This window comes from Nonomuraea soli (assembly GCF_013761175.1).
Lineage (GTDB): Bacteria > Actinomycetota > Actinomycetes > Streptosporangiales > Streptosporangiaceae > Nonomuraea > Nonomuraea soli.
The window spans coordinates 221,801-238,441 of the sequence record NZ_JACDUR010000005.1 but is presented as its reverse complement, the minus strand read 5'-3'; the positions used below and the strand labels follow the sequence as shown (position 1 = coordinate 238,441).

Annotated in this window: 16 protein-coding genes; 7 read left to right on the top strand and 9 right to left on the bottom strand. The window is 71.7% G+C overall.

Annotation, left to right across the window (positions count from 1 at the left end):
• Window positions 1–23 precede the first annotated feature (23 nt).
• Window positions 24–644, bottom strand: a complete 621-nt coding sequence (locus HNR30_RS24700; protein WP_181612414.1) for a cation efflux transmembrane domain-containing protein — start codon at window positions 642–644, stop codon at window positions 24–26.
• Window positions 645–713: 69 nt separating this feature from the next.
• Between HNR30_RS24700 and HNR30_RS24695 the strand changes: the two genes are divergently transcribed.
• The gene (locus HNR30_RS24695) at window positions 714–1,481 is read left to right on the top strand and encodes a DUF4184 family protein (RefSeq protein WP_181612413.1); all 768 of its coding nucleotides are present in this window, start codon (window positions 714–716) and stop codon (window positions 1,479–1,481) included.
• Window positions 1,474–2,286, top strand: a complete 813-nt coding sequence (locus HNR30_RS24690) for a TrmH family RNA methyltransferase (RefSeq protein WP_181612412.1) — start codon at window positions 1,474–1,476, stop codon at window positions 2,284–2,286. Before HNR30_RS24695 ends, HNR30_RS24690 begins: the two co-directional genes overlap by 8 nt.
• Window positions 2,287–2,334: 48 nt before the next feature.
• Here the strand turns inward: HNR30_RS24690 and HNR30_RS24685 are convergent, their stop codons facing one another.
• Window positions 2,335–3,153 carry a D-alanyl-D-alanine carboxypeptidase family protein gene (locus tag HNR30_RS24685; protein WP_246379147.1) on the bottom strand — a complete coding sequence of 273 codons (819 nt, stop codon included), beginning with the start codon at window positions 3,151–3,153 and terminating at the stop codon, window positions 2,335–2,337.
• Window positions 3,154–3,238: 85 nt separating this feature from the next.
• On the opposite strand from HNR30_RS24685, the gene HNR30_RS24680 reads away from it, so the two are divergent.
• Window positions 3,239–3,430 (top strand): YegP family protein, encoded by a 192-nt coding sequence (locus HNR30_RS24680; RefSeq protein ID WP_181612411.1) that lies wholly within the window; start codon window positions 3,239–3,241, stop codon window positions 3,428–3,430.
• Between the two features lie 22 nt (window positions 3,431–3,452).
• Here the strand turns inward: HNR30_RS24680 and HNR30_RS24675 are convergent, their stop codons facing one another.
• A complete protein-coding gene (locus tag HNR30_RS24675; protein WP_181612410.1) occupies window positions 3,453–3,959 on the bottom strand; it encodes a DedA family protein in 507 nt (168 codons plus the stop codon).
• 166 nt (window positions 3,960–4,125) lie between these two features.
• Here HNR30_RS24675 and HNR30_RS24670 point away from each other — a divergent pair, with 166 nt between their 5' ends.
• Window positions 4,126–4,638, top strand: a complete 513-nt coding sequence (locus tag HNR30_RS24670) for a hypothetical protein (RefSeq protein WP_181612409.1) — start codon at window positions 4,126–4,128, stop codon at window positions 4,636–4,638.
• Between the two features lie 21 nt (window positions 4,639–4,659).
• Here the strand turns inward: HNR30_RS24670 and helR are convergent, their stop codons facing one another.
• On the bottom strand, window positions 4,660–6,795 hold the full coding sequence (helR, locus tag HNR30_RS24665) for an RNA polymerase recycling motor ATPase HelR (RefSeq protein WP_246379145.1): 2,136 nt from the start codon (window positions 6,793–6,795) through the stop codon (window positions 4,660–4,662).
• Window positions 6,796–6,993: 198 nt separating this feature from the next.
• On the bottom strand, window positions 6,994–7,497 hold the full coding sequence (locus HNR30_RS24660) for a GNAT family N-acetyltransferase (RefSeq protein ID WP_181612408.1): 504 nt from the start codon (window positions 7,495–7,497) through the stop codon (window positions 6,994–6,996).
• An 84-nt stretch (window positions 7,498–7,581) separates the two neighbouring features.
• On the opposite strand from HNR30_RS24660, the gene HNR30_RS24655 reads away from it, so the two are divergent.
• Window positions 7,582–8,169 (top strand): RNA polymerase sigma factor, encoded by a 588-nt coding sequence (locus HNR30_RS24655; protein ID WP_246379143.1) that lies wholly within the window; start codon window positions 7,582–7,584, stop codon window positions 8,167–8,169.
• Entirely contained in the window at window positions 8,162–9,109 is a 948-nt protein-coding gene (locus HNR30_RS24650; RefSeq protein ID WP_181612406.1) for a CU044_5270 family protein, read from the top strand. The genes HNR30_RS24655 and HNR30_RS24650 overlap by 8 nt, the downstream gene beginning before the upstream one ends.
• On the opposite strand, the gene HNR30_RS24645 is transcribed toward HNR30_RS24650, so the two are convergent.
• Both HNR30_RS24645 and HNR30_RS24640 read right to left on the bottom strand, forming a co-directional pair.
• Window positions 9,106–12,522 (bottom strand): ATP-binding protein, encoded by a 3,417-nt coding sequence (locus tag HNR30_RS24645; protein ID WP_312894614.1) that lies wholly within the window; start codon window positions 12,520–12,522, stop codon window positions 9,106–9,108. The genes HNR30_RS24650 and HNR30_RS24645 overlap by 4 nt on opposite strands.
• A gap of 81 nt (window positions 12,523–12,603) precedes the next feature.
• Window positions 12,604–13,641 carry a lysylphosphatidylglycerol synthase transmembrane domain-containing protein gene (locus HNR30_RS24640; RefSeq protein WP_181612404.1) on the bottom strand — a complete coding sequence of 346 codons (1,038 nt, stop codon included), beginning with the start codon at window positions 13,639–13,641 and terminating at the stop codon, window positions 12,604–12,606.
• An 89-nt stretch (window positions 13,642–13,730) separates the two neighbouring features.
• On the opposite strand from HNR30_RS24640, the gene fepB reads away from it, so the two are divergent.
• Window positions 13,731–14,693, top strand: a complete 963-nt coding sequence (gene fepB / locus HNR30_RS24635) for a Fe2+-enterobactin ABC transporter substrate-binding protein (RefSeq protein ID WP_181612403.1) — start codon at window positions 13,731–13,733, stop codon at window positions 14,691–14,693.
• Here the strand turns inward: fepB and HNR30_RS24630 are convergent.
• Entirely contained in the window at window positions 14,647–15,672 is a 1,026-nt protein-coding gene (locus HNR30_RS24630) for a FecCD family ABC transporter permease (protein WP_181612402.1), read from the bottom strand. The genes fepB and HNR30_RS24630 overlap by 47 nt on opposite strands.
• Window positions 15,669–16,625, bottom strand: coding sequence for a FecCD family ABC transporter permease (locus HNR30_RS24625; RefSeq protein ID WP_181612401.1), 957 nt, complete (start codon window positions 16,623–16,625; stop codon window positions 15,669–15,671). Before HNR30_RS24625 ends, HNR30_RS24630 begins: the two co-directional genes overlap by 4 nt.
• Between the last annotated feature and the right edge of the window lie 16 nt (window positions 16,626–16,641).

Below are 16,641 nucleotides of genomic sequence, written 5' to 3'. Positions count from 1 at the left end.
GCATCGATTACCCTCGGTGTCCATCAGTGGCAGCATCCGTGACCGCGCCAGGCACGAAAACCCTCGCGTACGGCGACCGCCGCGAGGGCCAGCGCCACGGCGGGGTCGACCCACCACCATCCCCTGGAACCGGCCGCCAGGCCCACGAGGACGCCCGCCGCCGAGGCGGCGCAGATGAGGTTCTGGGTGCCCTCGCCCGCCGTCGCCGGCGAGCCCAGCCGCCTGCCCAGCCGCCGCTTGGCCACGCCCAGCACCGGCATGCTCACGAGGCTGATTGCGGTCACCACGACGCCGAGCAGCGTCGGCGTCGCCCGGTGCCCGGCGTCGAGGTCGTGCCAGACGTGCACGACCAGGTACGGCGCCAGCAGCCAGAAGCTGACCGCCACCGCCCGCTGCGCCCGATGCTCGGCCTGTTCGCTGAAGGTGCGCCCGCCGGTGAAGCGCCACACCACGATCAGGCTGGCCAGCGCCTCCACCAGAGCGGACAGGCCCCAGCCGATCAGTGCGACCGAGTGCGCGCGAAATCCCGCGGCCAGGCCGAGGACGGCCTCCACCGACAGCCAGGCGAGGGTGAGCACGGACAGGGCGCGCGCCCGCCGCGCGTCACGCAACCAGGCGGCCGGGCGTTCATGGATGTCAAGCACCCTAAGTACGTTACTGGTCACGTAACGCGACAATGGCGCGTCCTGCCGAAAACCGGCCAAGATTGAAACGTGCCATTCACTCCCAGCCACATCGCCGCCGTGGTGCCGTTGATCTCCTCACCCCGCATCAGGCGGTGGCTGGACCCCTGGGCCCTGGCCGTGGGCACGATGATCCCGGACCTGCCGATCTTCCTGCCCTTCCTGCCGATCCTGCCGGAGTACGGGCACTGGCACAGCCTCTACGGCGTGCTGACCATCGACGTGGTCGCGGTCATCCTGGTGCTGGGCCTGTTCCAGGAGGTGTTCAGGGAGCCGCTGATCTCGCTGCTGCCGCCCGCGCTGGCGGGCAGGGCGGCGACCCTGCGGCCGAGCTTCCGCCCGCTGCCCGTGGTCTTCGGCGCCATGGTGGGGGCCTTCACCCACGTGTTCTGGGACTCCTTCACCCACACCTACAGCCTGGAGATCTGGGGCTGGACCTGGCTCGACCACGAGGTCTTCGGAGTGATCAGGGTCTTCAGGCTGCTGCAGTACGGCTCGTCGGTCGTGGGCCTGGCGATCGTCGCCTGGTGGGCCTGGCGGGCGCTCAACCGCATGGCGGCGGCCGACACTCCGGAGCGGCTGGTGATCAGCAGGCGGGCACGCTGGGCGGTGCTGGGCGCGAGTGGCGCCGGCATGGTCGCGGGCGCCTTCGTCTGGCCGATGATCGACGAGCCCACGCCCTGGCTGGGCCTGCCCAGCGTGCTCACCAAGGTCGGCGCGGGCACGCTCGTCGGCCTGATGTTCGTCCTGGTCGGCTACGTGGCCCTGTGGCACTGGCAGACTGCAAGGCGTGCTTGAGTATGTGGACGACCTCGGCGATCCGCGCCTGACCGATTACACCGGGCTGCGCGACGTGGAGCTGCGCAAGAGCCTGGAGGCCGAGCGCGGGCTGTTCCTCGCCGAGGGGGAGAAGGTCATCAGGCGGGCGATCGCCGCCGGCCACCCGGTGCGCTCGGTGCTGACCACGGAACGCTGGCTGCGCACGCTCGACGATGTGCCGGAGGAGGCCACCGTCTACGTGGTCGCCGACGAAGTGATGTCGGGCATCGCCGGCTTTCAGGTGCACAGGGGAGCGCTGGCCTCGATGGAGCGCCTGGAGCTGCCCAGCGTGGCCGAGGTGATAGAGAAGGCGCGGCGGGTCGTGGTGCTGGAGGACATCGTCGACCACACCAACGTGGGCGCCCTGTTCCGCAGCGCCGCCGCGCTCGGGGTCGACGCCGTGGTGTTGTCGCCGCGCTGCGCCGACCCGCTCTACCGGCGCGCGGTCAAGGTCTCCATGGGCGCCGTGTTCGCCGTGCCGTACGCCAGGCTCGACGACTGGTTCGACGGCCTGGCGCTGTTGCGGGCGGCGGGGTTCCAGACGCTGGCGCTCACGCCCGCCGCCGACGCGGTCCCGCTGCGCGAGGTGGTGCTGGGGGAGCGGGCGGCGCTGTTGCTCGGGTCGGAGGGGCACGGGTTGTCGTCGCGGTGGCTGCACGAGGCCGACCACGCGGTGCGCATCAAGATGGACCCGGGCGCGATGGCGCGCGGGGTCGACTCGCTCAACGTGGTCGCGGCGGCCGCCATCGCCTGCTACGAACTCGTGACCTACGGCGACGCGTAGGAAGGCCGCGCTGAGCTGGTGGCCTACGGCGACGCGTGGAGAGGGCCGCTAGGAGCCGGTGATCCGGCTCTCGGCGTAGTCGAGCAGTTCCCCGGCGGTGCGGAAGCGGCGCTGGTCCTGGTCGCCCAGGAGCACCCCCACGATGCGCCGCCCGCCCCGGTCGGCGGCGAAGGCCAGGCAGAAGCCCGCGGCGGTGGTGAACCCGGTCTTCACCCCGATCACCCCCTCCGAGCCCAGCAGCAGGTTGCTGTTGCGCCAGGTGTGCCCGGGGATCTTGTACGTGCGCCGCGACACGATCGCGCGGAACGTCGGGTTCGCCAGCGCGGCCATGGTCAGGGTGGCCTGGTCGGCTGCGGTGGAGTAGGCGCGCGACGGCAGGCCGTCGGCGTTGGTGTAGAACGTGTCGGCCATGCCCAGGCGTTTGGCGGCGGCGTTCATCTTGGCGACGAAGGCGCTCCTGCCGGGGCCGTAGGCGCGGGCCAGGGCGTTGGAGGCGTCGGCGCCCGAGGGCAGCATGAGGCCGTGGAGCAGGTCCTCGACCGTGCGGCGTTCGCCCTTGACCAGGGAGGCGCTGGTGGCGCCGTTGACGATCGCGTGCCGTACGTCGGCCTTCTTGATCGTGACGACGTCGCTGAGCCTCGCCTCGCGCAGGACCACGTAGGCGGTCATGATCTTCACGAGGCTGGCGACGGGCGCCCGTCTGGTGGCCCGCTTGGAGTAGTGGACGGTCCTGGCGGAGTCGACGACGTAGGCCGCCCTGGCGGCCACCTCCGGTTGCGTCGCCGCCGTCGCCGGCGCCGTGGACAACATGGTCATGATCAGCACGGCCGAGCCGAAAGTACCCCCGATGCGCATGGCCAGCAGCATGACAGGAACTTGACCCCATTTCGGGGAAACGCGGCCGTGACCTGGGTAAATGATCGTTATCGGCCGTAAAACGGGGGAGATCATCATGGCTGGGAAGTTCATCATCAGCAAGGACAAGCGGGGAGAGTTCCGCTTCAAGCTCGTCGCGGCCAACGGGCAGACGATCGCGGTCAGCGAGGCCTACACCACGAAGGCGGCCTGCGTGAACGGTGTCGAGTCCGTGCGCAAGCACGCGGCGGAGGCGACCGTCGTCGACGAGACGCTCGCGGCCGTCTGATCCTGAACTCGGAAGGCTCTCGTCAGGCGGCGAGGGCCTTCTTCGCGTTGCGGTGCCTGCGCCACAGGACGAACGCGGCCACGGCCGCCAGCAGGATCAGTCCCGCGATCAACGGCGAGCCGGCGGCGATCTTCAGCCAGCCCCAGATCACGCTGTAGAGGGCGAAGGAGGTGACCGGCACCCACGTCAGGCAGCCCAGCGCGCTGGCCACCACGTACCAGGGGTAGGAGACCCGCAGCACGCCCGCCACCCAGGGGAGGGTGTGGCGCAGCACGGGCACCCAGAAACACCCGTAGACGGCCAGGGCTCCCCACTTCTCCACCACACGCTCGACCCGCTGGATCTGCTCCCGTGGCAGGCGTCGCCCGAAGCGGGAGTCGTAGAGCTTCTCGCCCAGCTTGTAGCCGATCCAGTAGTAGGCCTGGAAGGCGCCGAAGAGGGCGATCGCGCCGAGCGTCACCCACAGCCACAGCGGAAGGCCGAGCCAGGAGGCCGCGGTCGGATCAGGGATGGCGATACGTATCGGCATCGAGTTTTCCCACCCCTTGATCACGCGTTAGGTCAGCCTTACCTTATTTTATCGCCGTGGCCGGTGCCACATCGGCCACCCCACCTCAGCGGCTTGCAAGCTGGGGTCAAGCCGGGGTCAATCGCCTTCCCTTACACCTGTAGGAGAGAAGGAAAGGGTGTTGATCATGACTTCGAGAAGCGCAGCGGTTCTGGCCACCGGCACAGCCCACACCGCCAAGCTGTTCGTCACCGCGCTGGTCTTCACCGGAGCATACGTCGGCTTCTCGGCCTACGACACCGCCAGCTCGGCGCCCACCCAGACCCTCTCCCTGGCCTCGCAGACCGCCGAGGTCGCCACCCCGGTCGCCACGCCGGTGACCTCCGAGACCAGCGCCCCCGGCTCCATCGCCGTCAGCGTGCTGCGCTCCGGCGCGTGCCGCAGCGACCTGACCGCCTCCACCGTCGCGGTCAACGCCGACCCGTCCTCGACGCTGCTCTACAGCTGGCGCCTGATGCGGTGGAGCCCCACCTCCAAGAAGTGGCACGCCCACCTGGCCGAGCACGCCGGCTTCTCCGGTCCCAAGCGCACCGTCGCCTGGGAGACCCGCGTCGTCGACAACCCCGGCTGGTACCGGATCGACCTGACCGTCAAGGGCGGGACCACCGTCAAGAGCGACCGCTTCCAGGTCACCTGCTGAGGCCCCGCCCTCCGGGCGTGATCAGGAGCTCGTGAGGATGACGAGCTGCCGTGTCGCCCGGGTCATGGCGACGTAGCGGTCGACCGCTCCTTCGACGCCGTCGCCGAACGACTCGGGATCGACGATGACGACCAGGTCGAACTCGAGTCCCTTGGCCAGCTCGGGCGTCAGCGACCTGACGCGGCCCGTCTCCTCGAACGAGGGATCGCCGATCACGCACGCCACCCCTTCGGCGTGTTCGGCGAGCCACGAGCCGAGGATCGGCTCCAGCTCCGACACCGCACCCCGGGTGACGGGAATGCCGCTGCTGCGGATCGAGGCCGGGACGTTGGCGTCGGGCAGCGCCGCCCTGATGACCGGCTCGGCCTCGGCCATGACCTCCTCCGGCGTGCGGTAGTTGACGCTCAGCGAGGCGAGCGTCATCCGGTCGATCCCGACCCGCTCCAGTCGCTCCTGCCACGACTCGGTGAAGCCGTGGCGTGCCTGGGCGCGGTCGCCGACGATGGTGAAGCTCCTCGACGGGCAGCGCAGCAGGAGCATCTGCCACTCCGCGTCGGTCAGTTCCTGGGCCTCGTCGACGACGATGTGCGCGAACGGCCCGGCGAGCACGTCGGGGTCGGCGGTGGGCAGCTCGGACTCGTCGACCAGGTTCCGCTGCAGGTCGGCCCTGCGCAACTGCGTCACCAGCCCTTCGCCGTCGTCGTCGGCCTCGATGAGGTTGTCGACGACCTGGGCCATGCGCTCGCGCTGGGTCGCCAGCGCGGCCTCCTGCCTGCGCTTGCGGCGCGAGGTCTCGGGGTCGCCGAGCCGCTGCCTGGCCGCGTCGAGCAGCGGCAGGTCGGAGACCGTCCAGGCCTGGGCGTCGGCGCGCTGCAGCCTGCGGATCTCCTCGACGCTCAGCCACGGAGCGCACATCCGCAGGTAGGCGGGGACGGTCCACAGGTCGCCGACGAGGTCGGTCGCCTCGATCACCGGCCAGGCCCGGTTGAAGGCCGTCACCAGCTCGCGGTCACGCAGCAGCGACTTGCGCAACAGCTCGGCCGAGACGTCGCCCTCGTGCTTGTCCATGAGGATCGTGACGAGCGCCTCCCAGATCTGGTCGCGGGCGTCGTTGTGCGGGGTGCCGGGCTCCGGCGCGTCGAACGCCTCGGCCCAGTCCTCCACGCTCAGCCGGACGTCCTCCCAGGGGGTGGTGACCGTCATGCCCTTGGTGGGCGGGTTCTCGTAGAACCGCACGGCAGGTTCGATCGCCCTGACCATGCCGGCCGACGACTTCAGCGCCGCCACCTCCGGATCGGGCTCGGGCACCGCCTTCGCGCCCTCGGGCACCAGGTCGCGCAGCGTGCAGGTCCGCACGCCGTCCTCGCCCAGGCTGGGCAGGACGTCGGCCACGTAGGCCAGGTACGGCTGGTGCGGGCCGACGAACAGCACGCCGCCGTGGTGGCCGAGCCGGGGCTCCGAATAGAGCAGGTAGGCGCTGCGGTGCAGCGCGACGACGGTCTTGCCGGTCCCAGGACCGCCGTCGACGACGAGGGCGCCGCTCGATCCCGCGCGGATGACGGCGTCCTGGTCGGCCTGGATGGTGCCGAGCACGTCACGCATCCGGGGCGAACGGTTGGCGCCCAGGCTGGCGATGAAGGCCGACTGGTCGTCGAGCGCGGCATGGCCCTCGAAGCCGTCGGCGGTGAACACCTCGTCCCAGTAGTCGCTGATCAGGCCGCGGGTCCACCGGTAGCGGCGGCGGCTGGTCAGGCCCATCGGATTGCCGTGGGTCGCGCCGAAGAACGGCTCGGCGGCCGGCGAGCGCCAGTCGACCAGCAACCGGCGGCCGGTGGTGTCGGTGAGGCCGAGCCGTCCGATGTAGACGGGCTCGGGGTCGTCGGCGGAGACGATGCGGCCCAGGCACAGGTCCAGGCCGAAGCGCCGCAGGGCGCGCAGGCGTGCGGTCAGCCGGTGGATCTCCAGGTCGCGGTCCAGCGCCTGGCGGCCCTTGCCACCAGGAGCCTTGCGCTCGGCGTCGAGCCGGGCCTCCAGCTCGGCGATCGATTCCTCGAGGCTCCGCGCGATGGCCGCGAAGTGCTGCTCGTCAGCGGCGATGAGGGCCGGGTCGGCCTTCTGGGACAGGCGGGCGGGAAGATCAAACGCGCTGATGGTCAACAGGTGATGCTCCGATCTGGGTCGCGTCAGGGGGCGCGGCGCGCGTGCCGATCGGGCACGGCCGCACCTGCGTCCCCCGTTTTCGCAGGTTGTGGGCTCGGTGGTCGATTGTGCGGCATGACCGGGGTCTTGCCGCAAGCCCCCCGCTGCGCTATACGTTGAGAGTGGAAAGGTGTGGTGTTCCCCTTTCCGCCTCCCTCACGACTCCAGCCACTCCTGGCGCGTCAGCCTCATGGTGACCGAGTCCCACCACTGCCCGGCGACCGACACCGACCGCTCGTCCACCCGCTCCGGGCGGAAACCCAGCCGCTCGTACAGCCGCATCGCGCGGGCGTTGTGGGCGTAGACCCCGAGCTCCACGCTGTCGGCCTCCGGCGACGCGAACGCCTCGGCCAGCCCGGCCACGATCATGGCCTCGCCGTGCCCGTGCCCGCGCGCGCCCGGCGACACGAGCACCATGCCGAGCCGTACCGCCCCTCCCGTGGAGCGCAGCATCAGATGGCCGACCGGGGCGCCGCCCCGGTCCACGGCGGTGTACGGCCGGCGGGTGGGGTCGGCGGCATGGAAGGCGACGAGCTGGCGCGGATCGAACGGCCAGGTGAACGCGGCCTTGCCCGACCACACGACCAGGGACTCCTCGCTGTCGATCCAGGAGGCCACAAGGGGAGCGTCGGTCGGCTCGAAAGCCCGCAAGTCGGTCACCGGCACAGTTCTACCGCACGGACCGAGAACTCGATTCCCGCCTTCGGGTGAAAGAGGATGACACCCGAGGAACGGAGCCGAGGCTTGACCGTCGATGTGAGCCTGGCGGACGCGGAGCTGATCCAGCGGTCCAGGCGAGATCCCGCGCACTTCGCGGCGCTGTTCGACAGGCACGCTCCAGCGCTGCACCGCTACGTGACCAGGCGGCTGGGCGACCAGCTGGCCGACGACGTGGTGGCCGAGACGTTCCTGGCCGCCTTCAGGCGCAGGGCGAAGTACGACGTCACCTACCCCGACGCCCGGCCCTGGCTGTACGGCATCGCGGCCAACCTGATCGGCAGGCACCGCCGTACGGAGGTGCGCTTCTACCTGGCGCTGGCCAGGACGGGCGTCGACGAGGTGGCCGAGAGCCACACCGACAGGGTGGAGGAGCGGGTCACGGCCTCGGCGGCACAGCGCGATCTGGCGGGGGCGCTGGCGGTGCTGTCACCTGAGGACCGTGAGGTGCTGCTGCTCATCGCCTGGGCGGACCTGAGCTACGAGGAGACCGCCGCGGCCCTGGGCGTCCCGATCGGAACCGTCCGCTCGCGCCTGCACCGGGCCAGGAAGAAGACACGAGAGGCGCTGGGCGGCGTGGACCCGACCGCGGAGCAGGAGGAGGACCATGGATGACCTGAAGCTCCTGCGGGAGATGCGGGCCGGCGTGCCGGAGCCCGACGCCGACAGGATGCGCGCGCTGCGCAAGCGGGCGCTGCGACGAGGGCGGCGATGGCCGGTGATGCCCTCGGTCCTCGTCGTGGCGCTGGCGGCGGCCGCCGTCGTCGTGGCGACGGCCGAGCGGCCCCAGGTCACGCAGCCCGCTCAGCGCACGGTGCTGCTGAACGCGGAGAGCGCGCTGGAGCAGGCGGCCAGGACCGTGGAGAGGCGGGCGGCGCCCTCCGAGCCGCGAGCCGGCCAGTGGCAGTACACCAGGTCCCTCGTCGTCCAGCCGTCGACGGGGGAGCGCAGGGAGCAGGAGTCGTGGATCCGCTACGACGGCAGGCAGACCGCCTCGCGGCGCCCGGACGGGACCGTCCGCGTGGTCGATGTGCCCCCGGACCCCGGCGACGACGACCTGCCGCCCCAGGGCTACTGGCGCAAGCTGAACGCGCTGCCCACCGACCCGGACGACCTGATCCGTCACGTCACCGGTGACCGGCACTGGATCGACCTGCCCAAGGAGGAGGGCTCCAAGGGAGAGGAGGACCCGGCCGACCGCGCCTACCGGGTCCTGGGTGTCTACCTCGACCAGCAGGCGATCATGCCGCCCAAGCTGGAGGCGGCGATCTTCCGCGCGCTGGCCAGGATTCCCGGCGTGACCATCGAGCAGGGGGTCGCCGACGCGGCGGGCCGGGCGGGGCTGGGCATGTACCGCCCCGAGGCGGGCTACGATCCCGCGGTCTCCCGCCGCTATCGCATCTTCGACCCGGCCACCTACCGCGTCCTTGCCGACCAGACGGTCTACCTGCAGGACTACTCGATCGGGGGAGAGGTCGCCTTCAGGAAGGGCTCGGTCTTCTCCGTCACGAAGCTCGCCACCGGCATCGTCGACAAGCCCGGCGACGTTCCCTAGCGGGCCCTGGCCTGGCGGGCGGCCTCGACCCATCGGGCCACGCCGACCCGCTCGGCCACCTCCAGCGCCTTCTCGTAGTGGCGGCGCGCCTCGTCGGGCTGGCCGAGCCGTACGGCCAGGTCGCCGAGGGTCAGCGCCACCGGCCACAGGGCGACCACCCCGGTGCCCGCTCCGGCGATGCGGTCGGAGAAGGGCACCAGCTTGTCGTAGCAGTCGACCATGCGCTCGCGGTCGTCGAGCAGCATGCCGGCCAGCGCCCGCCAGGTCATGGCGAGCTCGTAGAGGTAGTCGGGCCTGACCGGCGGCCTGGTGGCGGCCACGGCGCGGGCGTCCTTCTCGTGCCCGGCGGAGGCCAGGGCCAGGGCGTAGGCGTCGAGGGTCCACTTGGCGCCGCGCTGGTGGGCCTCGGCGAGCACGTCGACCATGTCGGCGGCGCGTCCCTCGACCAGGTGCAGGCAGAACGTGGTGATCAGCGGCAGGTCCTGGCGGCCTTCGAGCATGCCGGCGCGGGCGGTCATGCGGGCCGCCTCGCGGTAGGCCTTCTCGGCCGACGGGTAGTCGCCGGCGATCATGAGCTTCTGGCCGGCGTACCAGGCGACGACCGCGGCGGGCGCCGACAGGTCGTACTGCTTGGCCAGCTGCTCGGCCGCGCGGGCGTGCCGGTCGGACTCGGCGAACTCGCCGCGCGCCGCCGCGCACTCCAGCAGCACCAGGTGGGCCAGCGCCTGCACGGCCATCTGCCCCGAGCTGCGGGCGACCTCCAGCAGCTCGCGCCCGATGGTCTCGCGCATGTCGACGGCGGGGATGTCGTAGGACTGCCGCAGGCGCCCGCTGAGCGCCGCCGCCAGCAGGGCGGGGTCGCCGCTCTGGCGGGCCAGCTCCAGCGCCTCCAGCGAGGCCTGGCGGCCGCGCTCGGGCGAGGAGGAGCCCTCCAGCTCCAGGGCGAGCGTGGTGAGCAGGCTGGCGCGCAGGGTCTGCTCGCCGGCAGGCAGCTCGATGAGCGCCTTCTCGGTGACGTCGACGACGTCCCACGCGGTGCGGGTGAAGTCGCGCGCCATGCCCTTGTGCGGGACGGCCAGCGACGCCGCGACGCGCGCGGTGATCTCCAGGTCCTTCAGCGGCAGCGCCAGGTCCATCGCCTGGCGGCGCAGCTGGCGGGCCGCTGTCATGTCGCCGCACAGGGCCAGCGCCCTGATCTGGCGCAGCATGATCAGCAGCCGCTCGCGGGTGTCGTCGCTACCCGACCTCTCGTGCTCATGGTCGCGCCCGCTTCGCTCCTCGCTGGCATCGGGGTGAGCCTCGCTCTCTCGTCGCGAGCTCTTGCGCTCGAAGGCCGCCAGGGACTGCTCCCACAGCTGTGCCGCCTCGCGGTAGGCCCAGCGGCGCTCGGCCTGCTCCGCGGCGAGCTTGGTGTACTTGACCGCCTGGTCGGTGGCGTCGGCGGCGAAGTAGTGATGGGCCAGCGCGGGCACGTCGCCCCGGTTGCGCCGCTCGATCACCGAGGCGACGGCCGCGTGCAGCCTGGTGCGGCGCAGGCGGGAGGCGTCGGAGTAGATCGTGTCGCGCACCAGGTCGTGGTCGAAGCGCAGCATGCCGGGCCCCGGCTCGGTGACCAGGCCCGCCAGCAGGGCGGCCTCGACCGCCTCCACGACGGCGTCCTCGTCGCCGCCCGCGACGTCGACCAGCACGTCGACGTCGACGTCACGCCCGATCACCGCGGCCTGGAGCAGGATCTGCTGGGCTCCCTGCGGCAGGCGGGAGATCCGGCGGCGCAGCACGTCGCGCACCCCAGAGGGCACCGCGGAGAGCACCTCGGCGGCGTCGGCGCGCTCGGCGTCGAGCAGGCGCACGGTCTCGCGCACGAAGAACGGGTTGCCGCCGGTGCGCTCGACGATCGACTCGATCGCCTGGCTGTCGATCTCGCGCACGCAGGTGGCGCGGACCAGCTCGGCGGCGGCCTTCGGGTCGAGCCCGCTCAGCGCCACCCGGACCGGGCTCAGCCTGGCCAGCGCGGCCAGCACGTCGGCCTGGCGGTCGTCGAGCTCGCTGTCGCGGCAGGTCACCACGAGGAAGACCCGGCTGGTGGCCAGCAGGCTGGGCAGCGCGCGCAGCAGGGCCAGGGTCTGGTCGTCGGCCCAGTGCAGGTCTTCGAGGGTCAGCAGGACGGGAGCGCTGCGCGCCACCCCGGCCAGGTAGCCGCCCACCGCGCGGTGCATGCGGAAGCCGCCGGAGACCTCGTCGTCGTCGGGATCGGGGTCGGCGTCGGCGAGCATGGGCGCCAGCAGCGTGCCGTACTCGCCCGGTCCTGTCTGGTCGATCAGCTTGCGCAGGATCTGCACCCAGCCCCAGCCGGGCGGGGTCGCGCTGGAGTCGGGGCAGGCGCCGTTGGCGGTGCGCCAGCCGTCGCGGGTGAGCCGGGTCTCGACCTGGCGCACCAGGGTGGTCTTGCCCGCGCCCGCGTCGCCGGTGACGATGGCCACCTCGAAGCGGCCGGTGCGGGCGGCGGCGGTGGTCAGCCTGGTCAGCTCCGCGTCGCGGCCCACGAACGGCTCGGGCTCCAGCGGCGGGGGCTCGACGGGCGTGGCGGGACGCGGCGGCCAGGTGTCGGTGACCGGCGGCTTGGCGGCCTGGCGCTGGGGCAGCACCAGCTCCAGCTCGGGCGACTGGGCGAGGATGTCGGACTCGAGCTTGCGCAGCGCGGGCCCGGGGTCGATGCCCAGCTCGTCGGCGAGGATGGTGCGGGCACGGCGCAGCGCGGCCAGCGAGTCGCCCTGGCGGCCGCAGCGGTACAGGCCCAGGCCCAGCAGCCGCCACCCCTCCTCGCGCAGGGGGTTCTCGGTCGTCATCGCCTCGAGGTCGGGCACGGTCTCGGCGTGCATGCCCAGGCGCAGCCCGGTGTCGGCGTGGCGCTCGCGGGCCACCAGGCGCAGCTCGGTGAGGCGGTTGACCTCGGCCTCCGCCCACGGCTGGTCGGCGAAGTCGGAGTACGGCGTGCCGCGCCACAGGCCCAGCGCCTTCTCCAGCCGGGCACGGGCGCTCGACGGGTCGTCCTGGTCGAGGTGCTCGCCCGCCGCGCGGACCAGTTGCTCGAAGCGGAGCGCGTCGACCTGCTCGGCGGCCACCCGCAGCGCGTAGCCGCTGGCGACGGTGATGAGCAGGCGGTTGGGCCCGCCGCGGGGACGGCCGGGCTCGAGCACGCGGCGCAGCCGTGAGATGTAGACCTGGAGTCCCGACTGCGCGCCCTTGGCGGTGTCGTCGGACCACAGGTCGTAGAGCAGGGTGTCGACCGGGACGACCTGGCCCCTGGCCACGAGCAATCGGGCGAGGACGGCCCGTTGCCGCAACCCGCCGAGATCGAGTTCGTCGCCGTTGTCGTTGTAGGCCTCGACCGGCCCCAGAACCCGGAACGCCACTGAACCAGTCACCATGTCAGCCGCCACGCTATGCGCGCATCCGAAGAGCGCACAAGGTCTTTGTTCTGTTCGGATAACGCGTCACTGCTCGGCCTTCACCGGTTCGCTCGTGGAGGTCCGGCCTTCGCGCCTGCGCAGCAGTGCCCAGGCTCCGAGTGCCAGCCCTCCGAAGGGGATCTCGATAGTGTAGGTCCAGAAGCCGAACAGCAGCGCGGTGGCCGCCGCGGAGGCGTTGTCGACGCCGAAATAGACCATGGCTCCGGCGATGCCGGCCTCCATGAACCCCGCCCCGCTGGGCGTGATCACGGCACTGGTCAGCACCCTCGACAACGCGAAGACCGCGATCGACTGGGCCAGGCCCGGATAAGCTCCCGTCGCCTTCATGCACTCGACCATGATGAGCCATTGGAGGGCCAGGAAGGCGATCATTCCGAGTGAGAGTCCGACGCCCCTGGTCCGCACCAGGCCGGCGATGTCGCGCCGGAGGTTGTCGAGCGCCTGGGAGGCGTTCCATCTCGCCGGTGTGATCTTGTCGAGCGCCCTGCCCAGCAGGAGGGCCGCGCGGTCCCAGTAGAGCGCGGCGGCCAGCACCACCACGATCCCCAGGATGGACAGCGCTCCCGTCCAGCCCGCCCTGGCGACGGCCGGATTGGGCACCTGCCCGGCGCTGAGCAGGGCGATGATGCCCACCGCGGGCAGGATGAACCTGAACAGGGTGTTCCACACGCCGCTGACCAGCGTCATGGTCACGATCGGCCGGTTGGCGAAACCCCAGCCCCTGGCCATCGCGAACGTCAGTGCCACGCCCGCCGCGCCGCCGAAGGGCAGGACGTTGCTCACCGCGCTGCCCGCCGCGTTGAGCGTCAGCGCCTGGGTGTGGTTGAGGCCGGGCATCGAGTTGGTCAGCACGAAGGTGTAGGCGATCAGGCTGGCCAGCCAGGTCGCGGTCATGAGGGCGATCGTGCCGAACCCGAGTCCGGCGAACTGCGCGCCGATCTGGGCCCATGAGACGGGCCGGCCGGTGAGCCAGCCGATGATCTGCGGCAGGAACACCACGAGCGTCGTCGCCAGCGCGAGCGACAGCACCGAGAGCGCGATCTGGAGCCAGGTCTTCTTCATCGGGACCTAGTGTGCCTGGTTCCGCCCGATACCTCGTTATAAGGTAAGCCTGCCCTAATTAAGGTAAGCCTTACCTAAAGGAGAGCTCCATGTTGCGTGCCGTACTCGCGGCACTGGTCGCCGCGGCCGTGCTGACGGCCTGCGGATCGGCCCAGGAAACCGCGGGCGCGTCAGGTGAGACCCGCGCCGTACAGCACGACGCGGGCACCACCGAGGTGCCCGTGGCGCCCAAGCGCATCGTCTCGATGAGCGTGACGATGACCGGTCACCTGCTGGCCTGCGAGGCCCCCGTCGTGGCCTCGCAGGCCACCCCGCCCAGCCCGATGACCGACGCCGGCGGCTTCTTCAAGCAGTGGGGCCAGGTGGCCTCCCAGCGCGGCGTGCAGGTGCTCTACCAGGGCTTCGAGGCGGACCTGGAGAAGGTGGTGGAGTTCAGGCCCGACCTGATCGTCGGCTCCGCCTCCGGCCAGGACAGCAGCGCCAAGATCTACGACCAGCTCAAGGCCATCGCGCCGACCGTGCTCTACCGCTACGACAACACCACCTGGCAGGACCTGACCACCAAGCTCGGCCGGGCACTCGGGCTGGAGGCGAACGCGAGCAAGGCCATCGCCGCCTACGACCAGAAGGTGGCCCAGGTCAAGGGGGCCGTGCGGACCGGCGGCAAGGAGGCCGTCGTGGTGCGCGACAACAACACCGACATCCCCGTCTTCACCGCCGAGTCGGCCCAGGGCGCCCTGCTGGCCTCGCTCGGGTTCACCCTGCACGCCATCGACCCGTCGCTGGCCGCCGCCTCCAGCAAGGAGGGCGGCAACCGCAAGGACATCGTCAACGTCGCCCAGGAGAACGTGGTGAAGGCCTTCGGCGACAGCTCGGTCTTCTTCGCCGGGCACAGCGCCGAGCAGATCTCCGCAACCCAGGCCAAGCCGCTGTGGAAGGACCTGCCCGCCGTCGCCGACAAGCGCGTCTACGACCTGGGGCTGGAGTCCTTCCGCATCGACTACTTCAGCGCGAGCGCCATCCTCGACCGGATCCAGCAGCAGCTCGCCTGAGCAGCCAGGCCAGGTAGAGGCCGCCCAGCACGCCGGTCAGCACGCCCACGGGCAGCTGGCCGGCGGTGGGCAGGCGCTGCGCCAGCAGGTCGGCCGTCGTGAGCAGGAGCGCCCCCGTGGCGGCCGAGGCGGCCACGCCGGGGCCAGGCGACCTGGTCAGGCGCCTGGCCAGCTGGGGAGCCGCCAGGGCGACGAAGGTGATCGGGCCGGAGACCGAGACGGCCACGCCCGACAGCGCGACCGCCACGACCAGCAGGGCCAGGCGCAGCCGTTCCACGCGCAGGCCCAGCCCGCTCGCGACCTCCTCGCCCAGCTCCAGCATCGACAACGACCGGCTCAGCACCAGCGCGGCCGGCAACGCCGCGCCCAGGGTGAGGGCCAGCGGCCAGACCCGGTCCCAGCCGGCTCCCGCGAGGCTGCCGATCAGCCACATCTTGGCGTTCTGGGCGTCGTAGAGATCGGCGCGGGTGAGCAGGTAGGCGATGGCCGAGTGCAGCATCGCGTTGACCCCGATGCCGACCAGCACCAGCCTGGTCCCGCCGACCCCGCGCTTGAAGGCGAGCGCGTAGACCAGCACCCCGGCCAGCAACCCGCAGCCCAGGGCGCCGGGCAGCACCGCGCCGCCGACGAGGATCATGAAGACCGCTCCCGCCGCGGCTCCCGCGTTGACCCCGATGAGGTCGGGGGTGCCGAGCGGGTTGCGGGTCAGGCTCTGCACGATCGCCCCGCTCGCGCCGAGTGCCGTCCCCACGAGCAGGCCGAGCAGCACCCTGGGAGCGCGGAAGCCGTGTACCACCAGGTCGGCGGTGGCGTCGCCGTACCCGAGCAGCGAGGCCAGGGCCCGGCCGGGGCTCAGGGCGGAGCCGGTCGACATCGCCAGGACCGACACGACGGCGAGCAGCAGGAGCAGGATCGCCACCACTGCGGCCCCGCGTACGTGGACGCGCAGCGACCAGGTCGCCAGGCGCAGGGTTCTCACGCGAACCTCCTGCGGCGCAGCAGGTAGATGAAGATCGGGGCGCCCACGAAGGCGGTGACGATGCCGCTCTCCAGCTCCGCCGGCCGTACGATCACGCGGCCCAGCACGTCGGCGGCCAGCAGCAGGGCGGGAGCGACGACGGCGGAGAAGGCGAGCACCCAGCGGTGGTCGGCGCCGGTGAAGGCGCGCACGGCGTGCGGGGCCATCAGGCCGACGAACCCGATCGGCCCGGCGGCGGCCGTGGCGGCGCCGCACAGCAGCGTCACCGCCAGCGCGGCCAGGATCTTCGTACGGCCCGGACGGAGCCCGAGGCTCCTGCCCACGTCCTCGCCGAGCGACAGGGCGTTCAGCCCGCCTCCCAGGGCCAGGGCGAGCAGGGTCCCGGCGGCCACGAAGGGGGCGACCTGGACCACGATCTCCATCGAGCGGCCGTTGAGCGCCCCCACGTCCCAGTAGCGCCACTGGTCGAAGACCCCGGCGTCGAGCGAGAGCGCCGCGTTGACCGCGCCCAGCAGGCAGGCGCTGATGGCCGCGCCCGCGAGCACGAGGTGGTCGGAGCCGATCAGGTGGACCGCGACGGCGGCCAGCAGCGCGCCCGCCATCGAGAACCAGACCCAGACGGTCAGGTCCTCGACTCCGAAGAACATGATCGCGCAGACCACCGCGAGGGAGGCGCCCATGTTCACGCCGAGCAGTCCGGGGTCGGCCAGGGGGTTGCGGGTCAGCGCCTGCATGATCGCTCCCGACAGCCCCAGGGCGGCGCCGACGCACAGGCCCAGCAGCGTGCGGGGGATGCGCAGGTCGTGGACGATCGAGGACGCCTGGCCCGCGTCGGGGTGCCAGAGCACCTGCCAGACCGTCGCCGGATCGAGGGACTGGGCCCCGACGGCGATGCTGAGCCCAGCTACCAGCGCCAGCGCGGCGAGGCAGAGACCGAGTCCCGTCCAGCGCATAACGTCCTCTCTTTTA

Bases quoted from the DNA above. Each gene is read 5' to 3' on its own strand.
- HNR30_RS24625 (WP_181612401.1), bottom strand. From the start codon at position 16,625: ATGCGCTGGACGGGACTCGGTCTCTGCCTCGCCGCGCTGGCGCTGGTA.
- HNR30_RS24650 (WP_181612406.1), top strand. From the start codon at position 8,162: ATGGATGACCTGAAGCTCCTGCGGGAGATGCGGGCCGGCGTGCCGGAG.
- HNR30_RS24680 (WP_181612411.1), top strand. From the start codon at position 3,239: ATGGCTGGGAAGTTCATCATCAGCAAGGACAAGCGGGGAGAGTTCCGC.
- HNR30_RS24670 (WP_181612409.1), top strand. From the start codon at position 4,126: ATGACTTCGAGAAGCGCAGCGGTTCTGGCCACCGGCACAGCCCACACC.
- HNR30_RS24640 (WP_181612404.1), bottom strand. From the start codon at position 13,641: ATGAAGAAGACCTGGCTCCAGATCGCGCTCTCGGTGCTGTCGCTCGCG.
- HNR30_RS24675 (WP_181612410.1), bottom strand. From the start codon at position 3,959: ATGCCGATACGTATCGCCATCCCTGATCCGACCGCGGCCTCCTGGCTC.
- fepB (WP_181612403.1), top strand. From the start codon at position 13,731: ATGTTGCGTGCCGTACTCGCGGCACTGGTCGCCGCGGCCGTGCTGACG.
- HNR30_RS24685 (WP_246379147.1), bottom strand. From the start codon at position 3,153: ATGCTGCTGGCCATGCGCATCGGGGGTACTTTCGGCTCGGCCGTGCTG.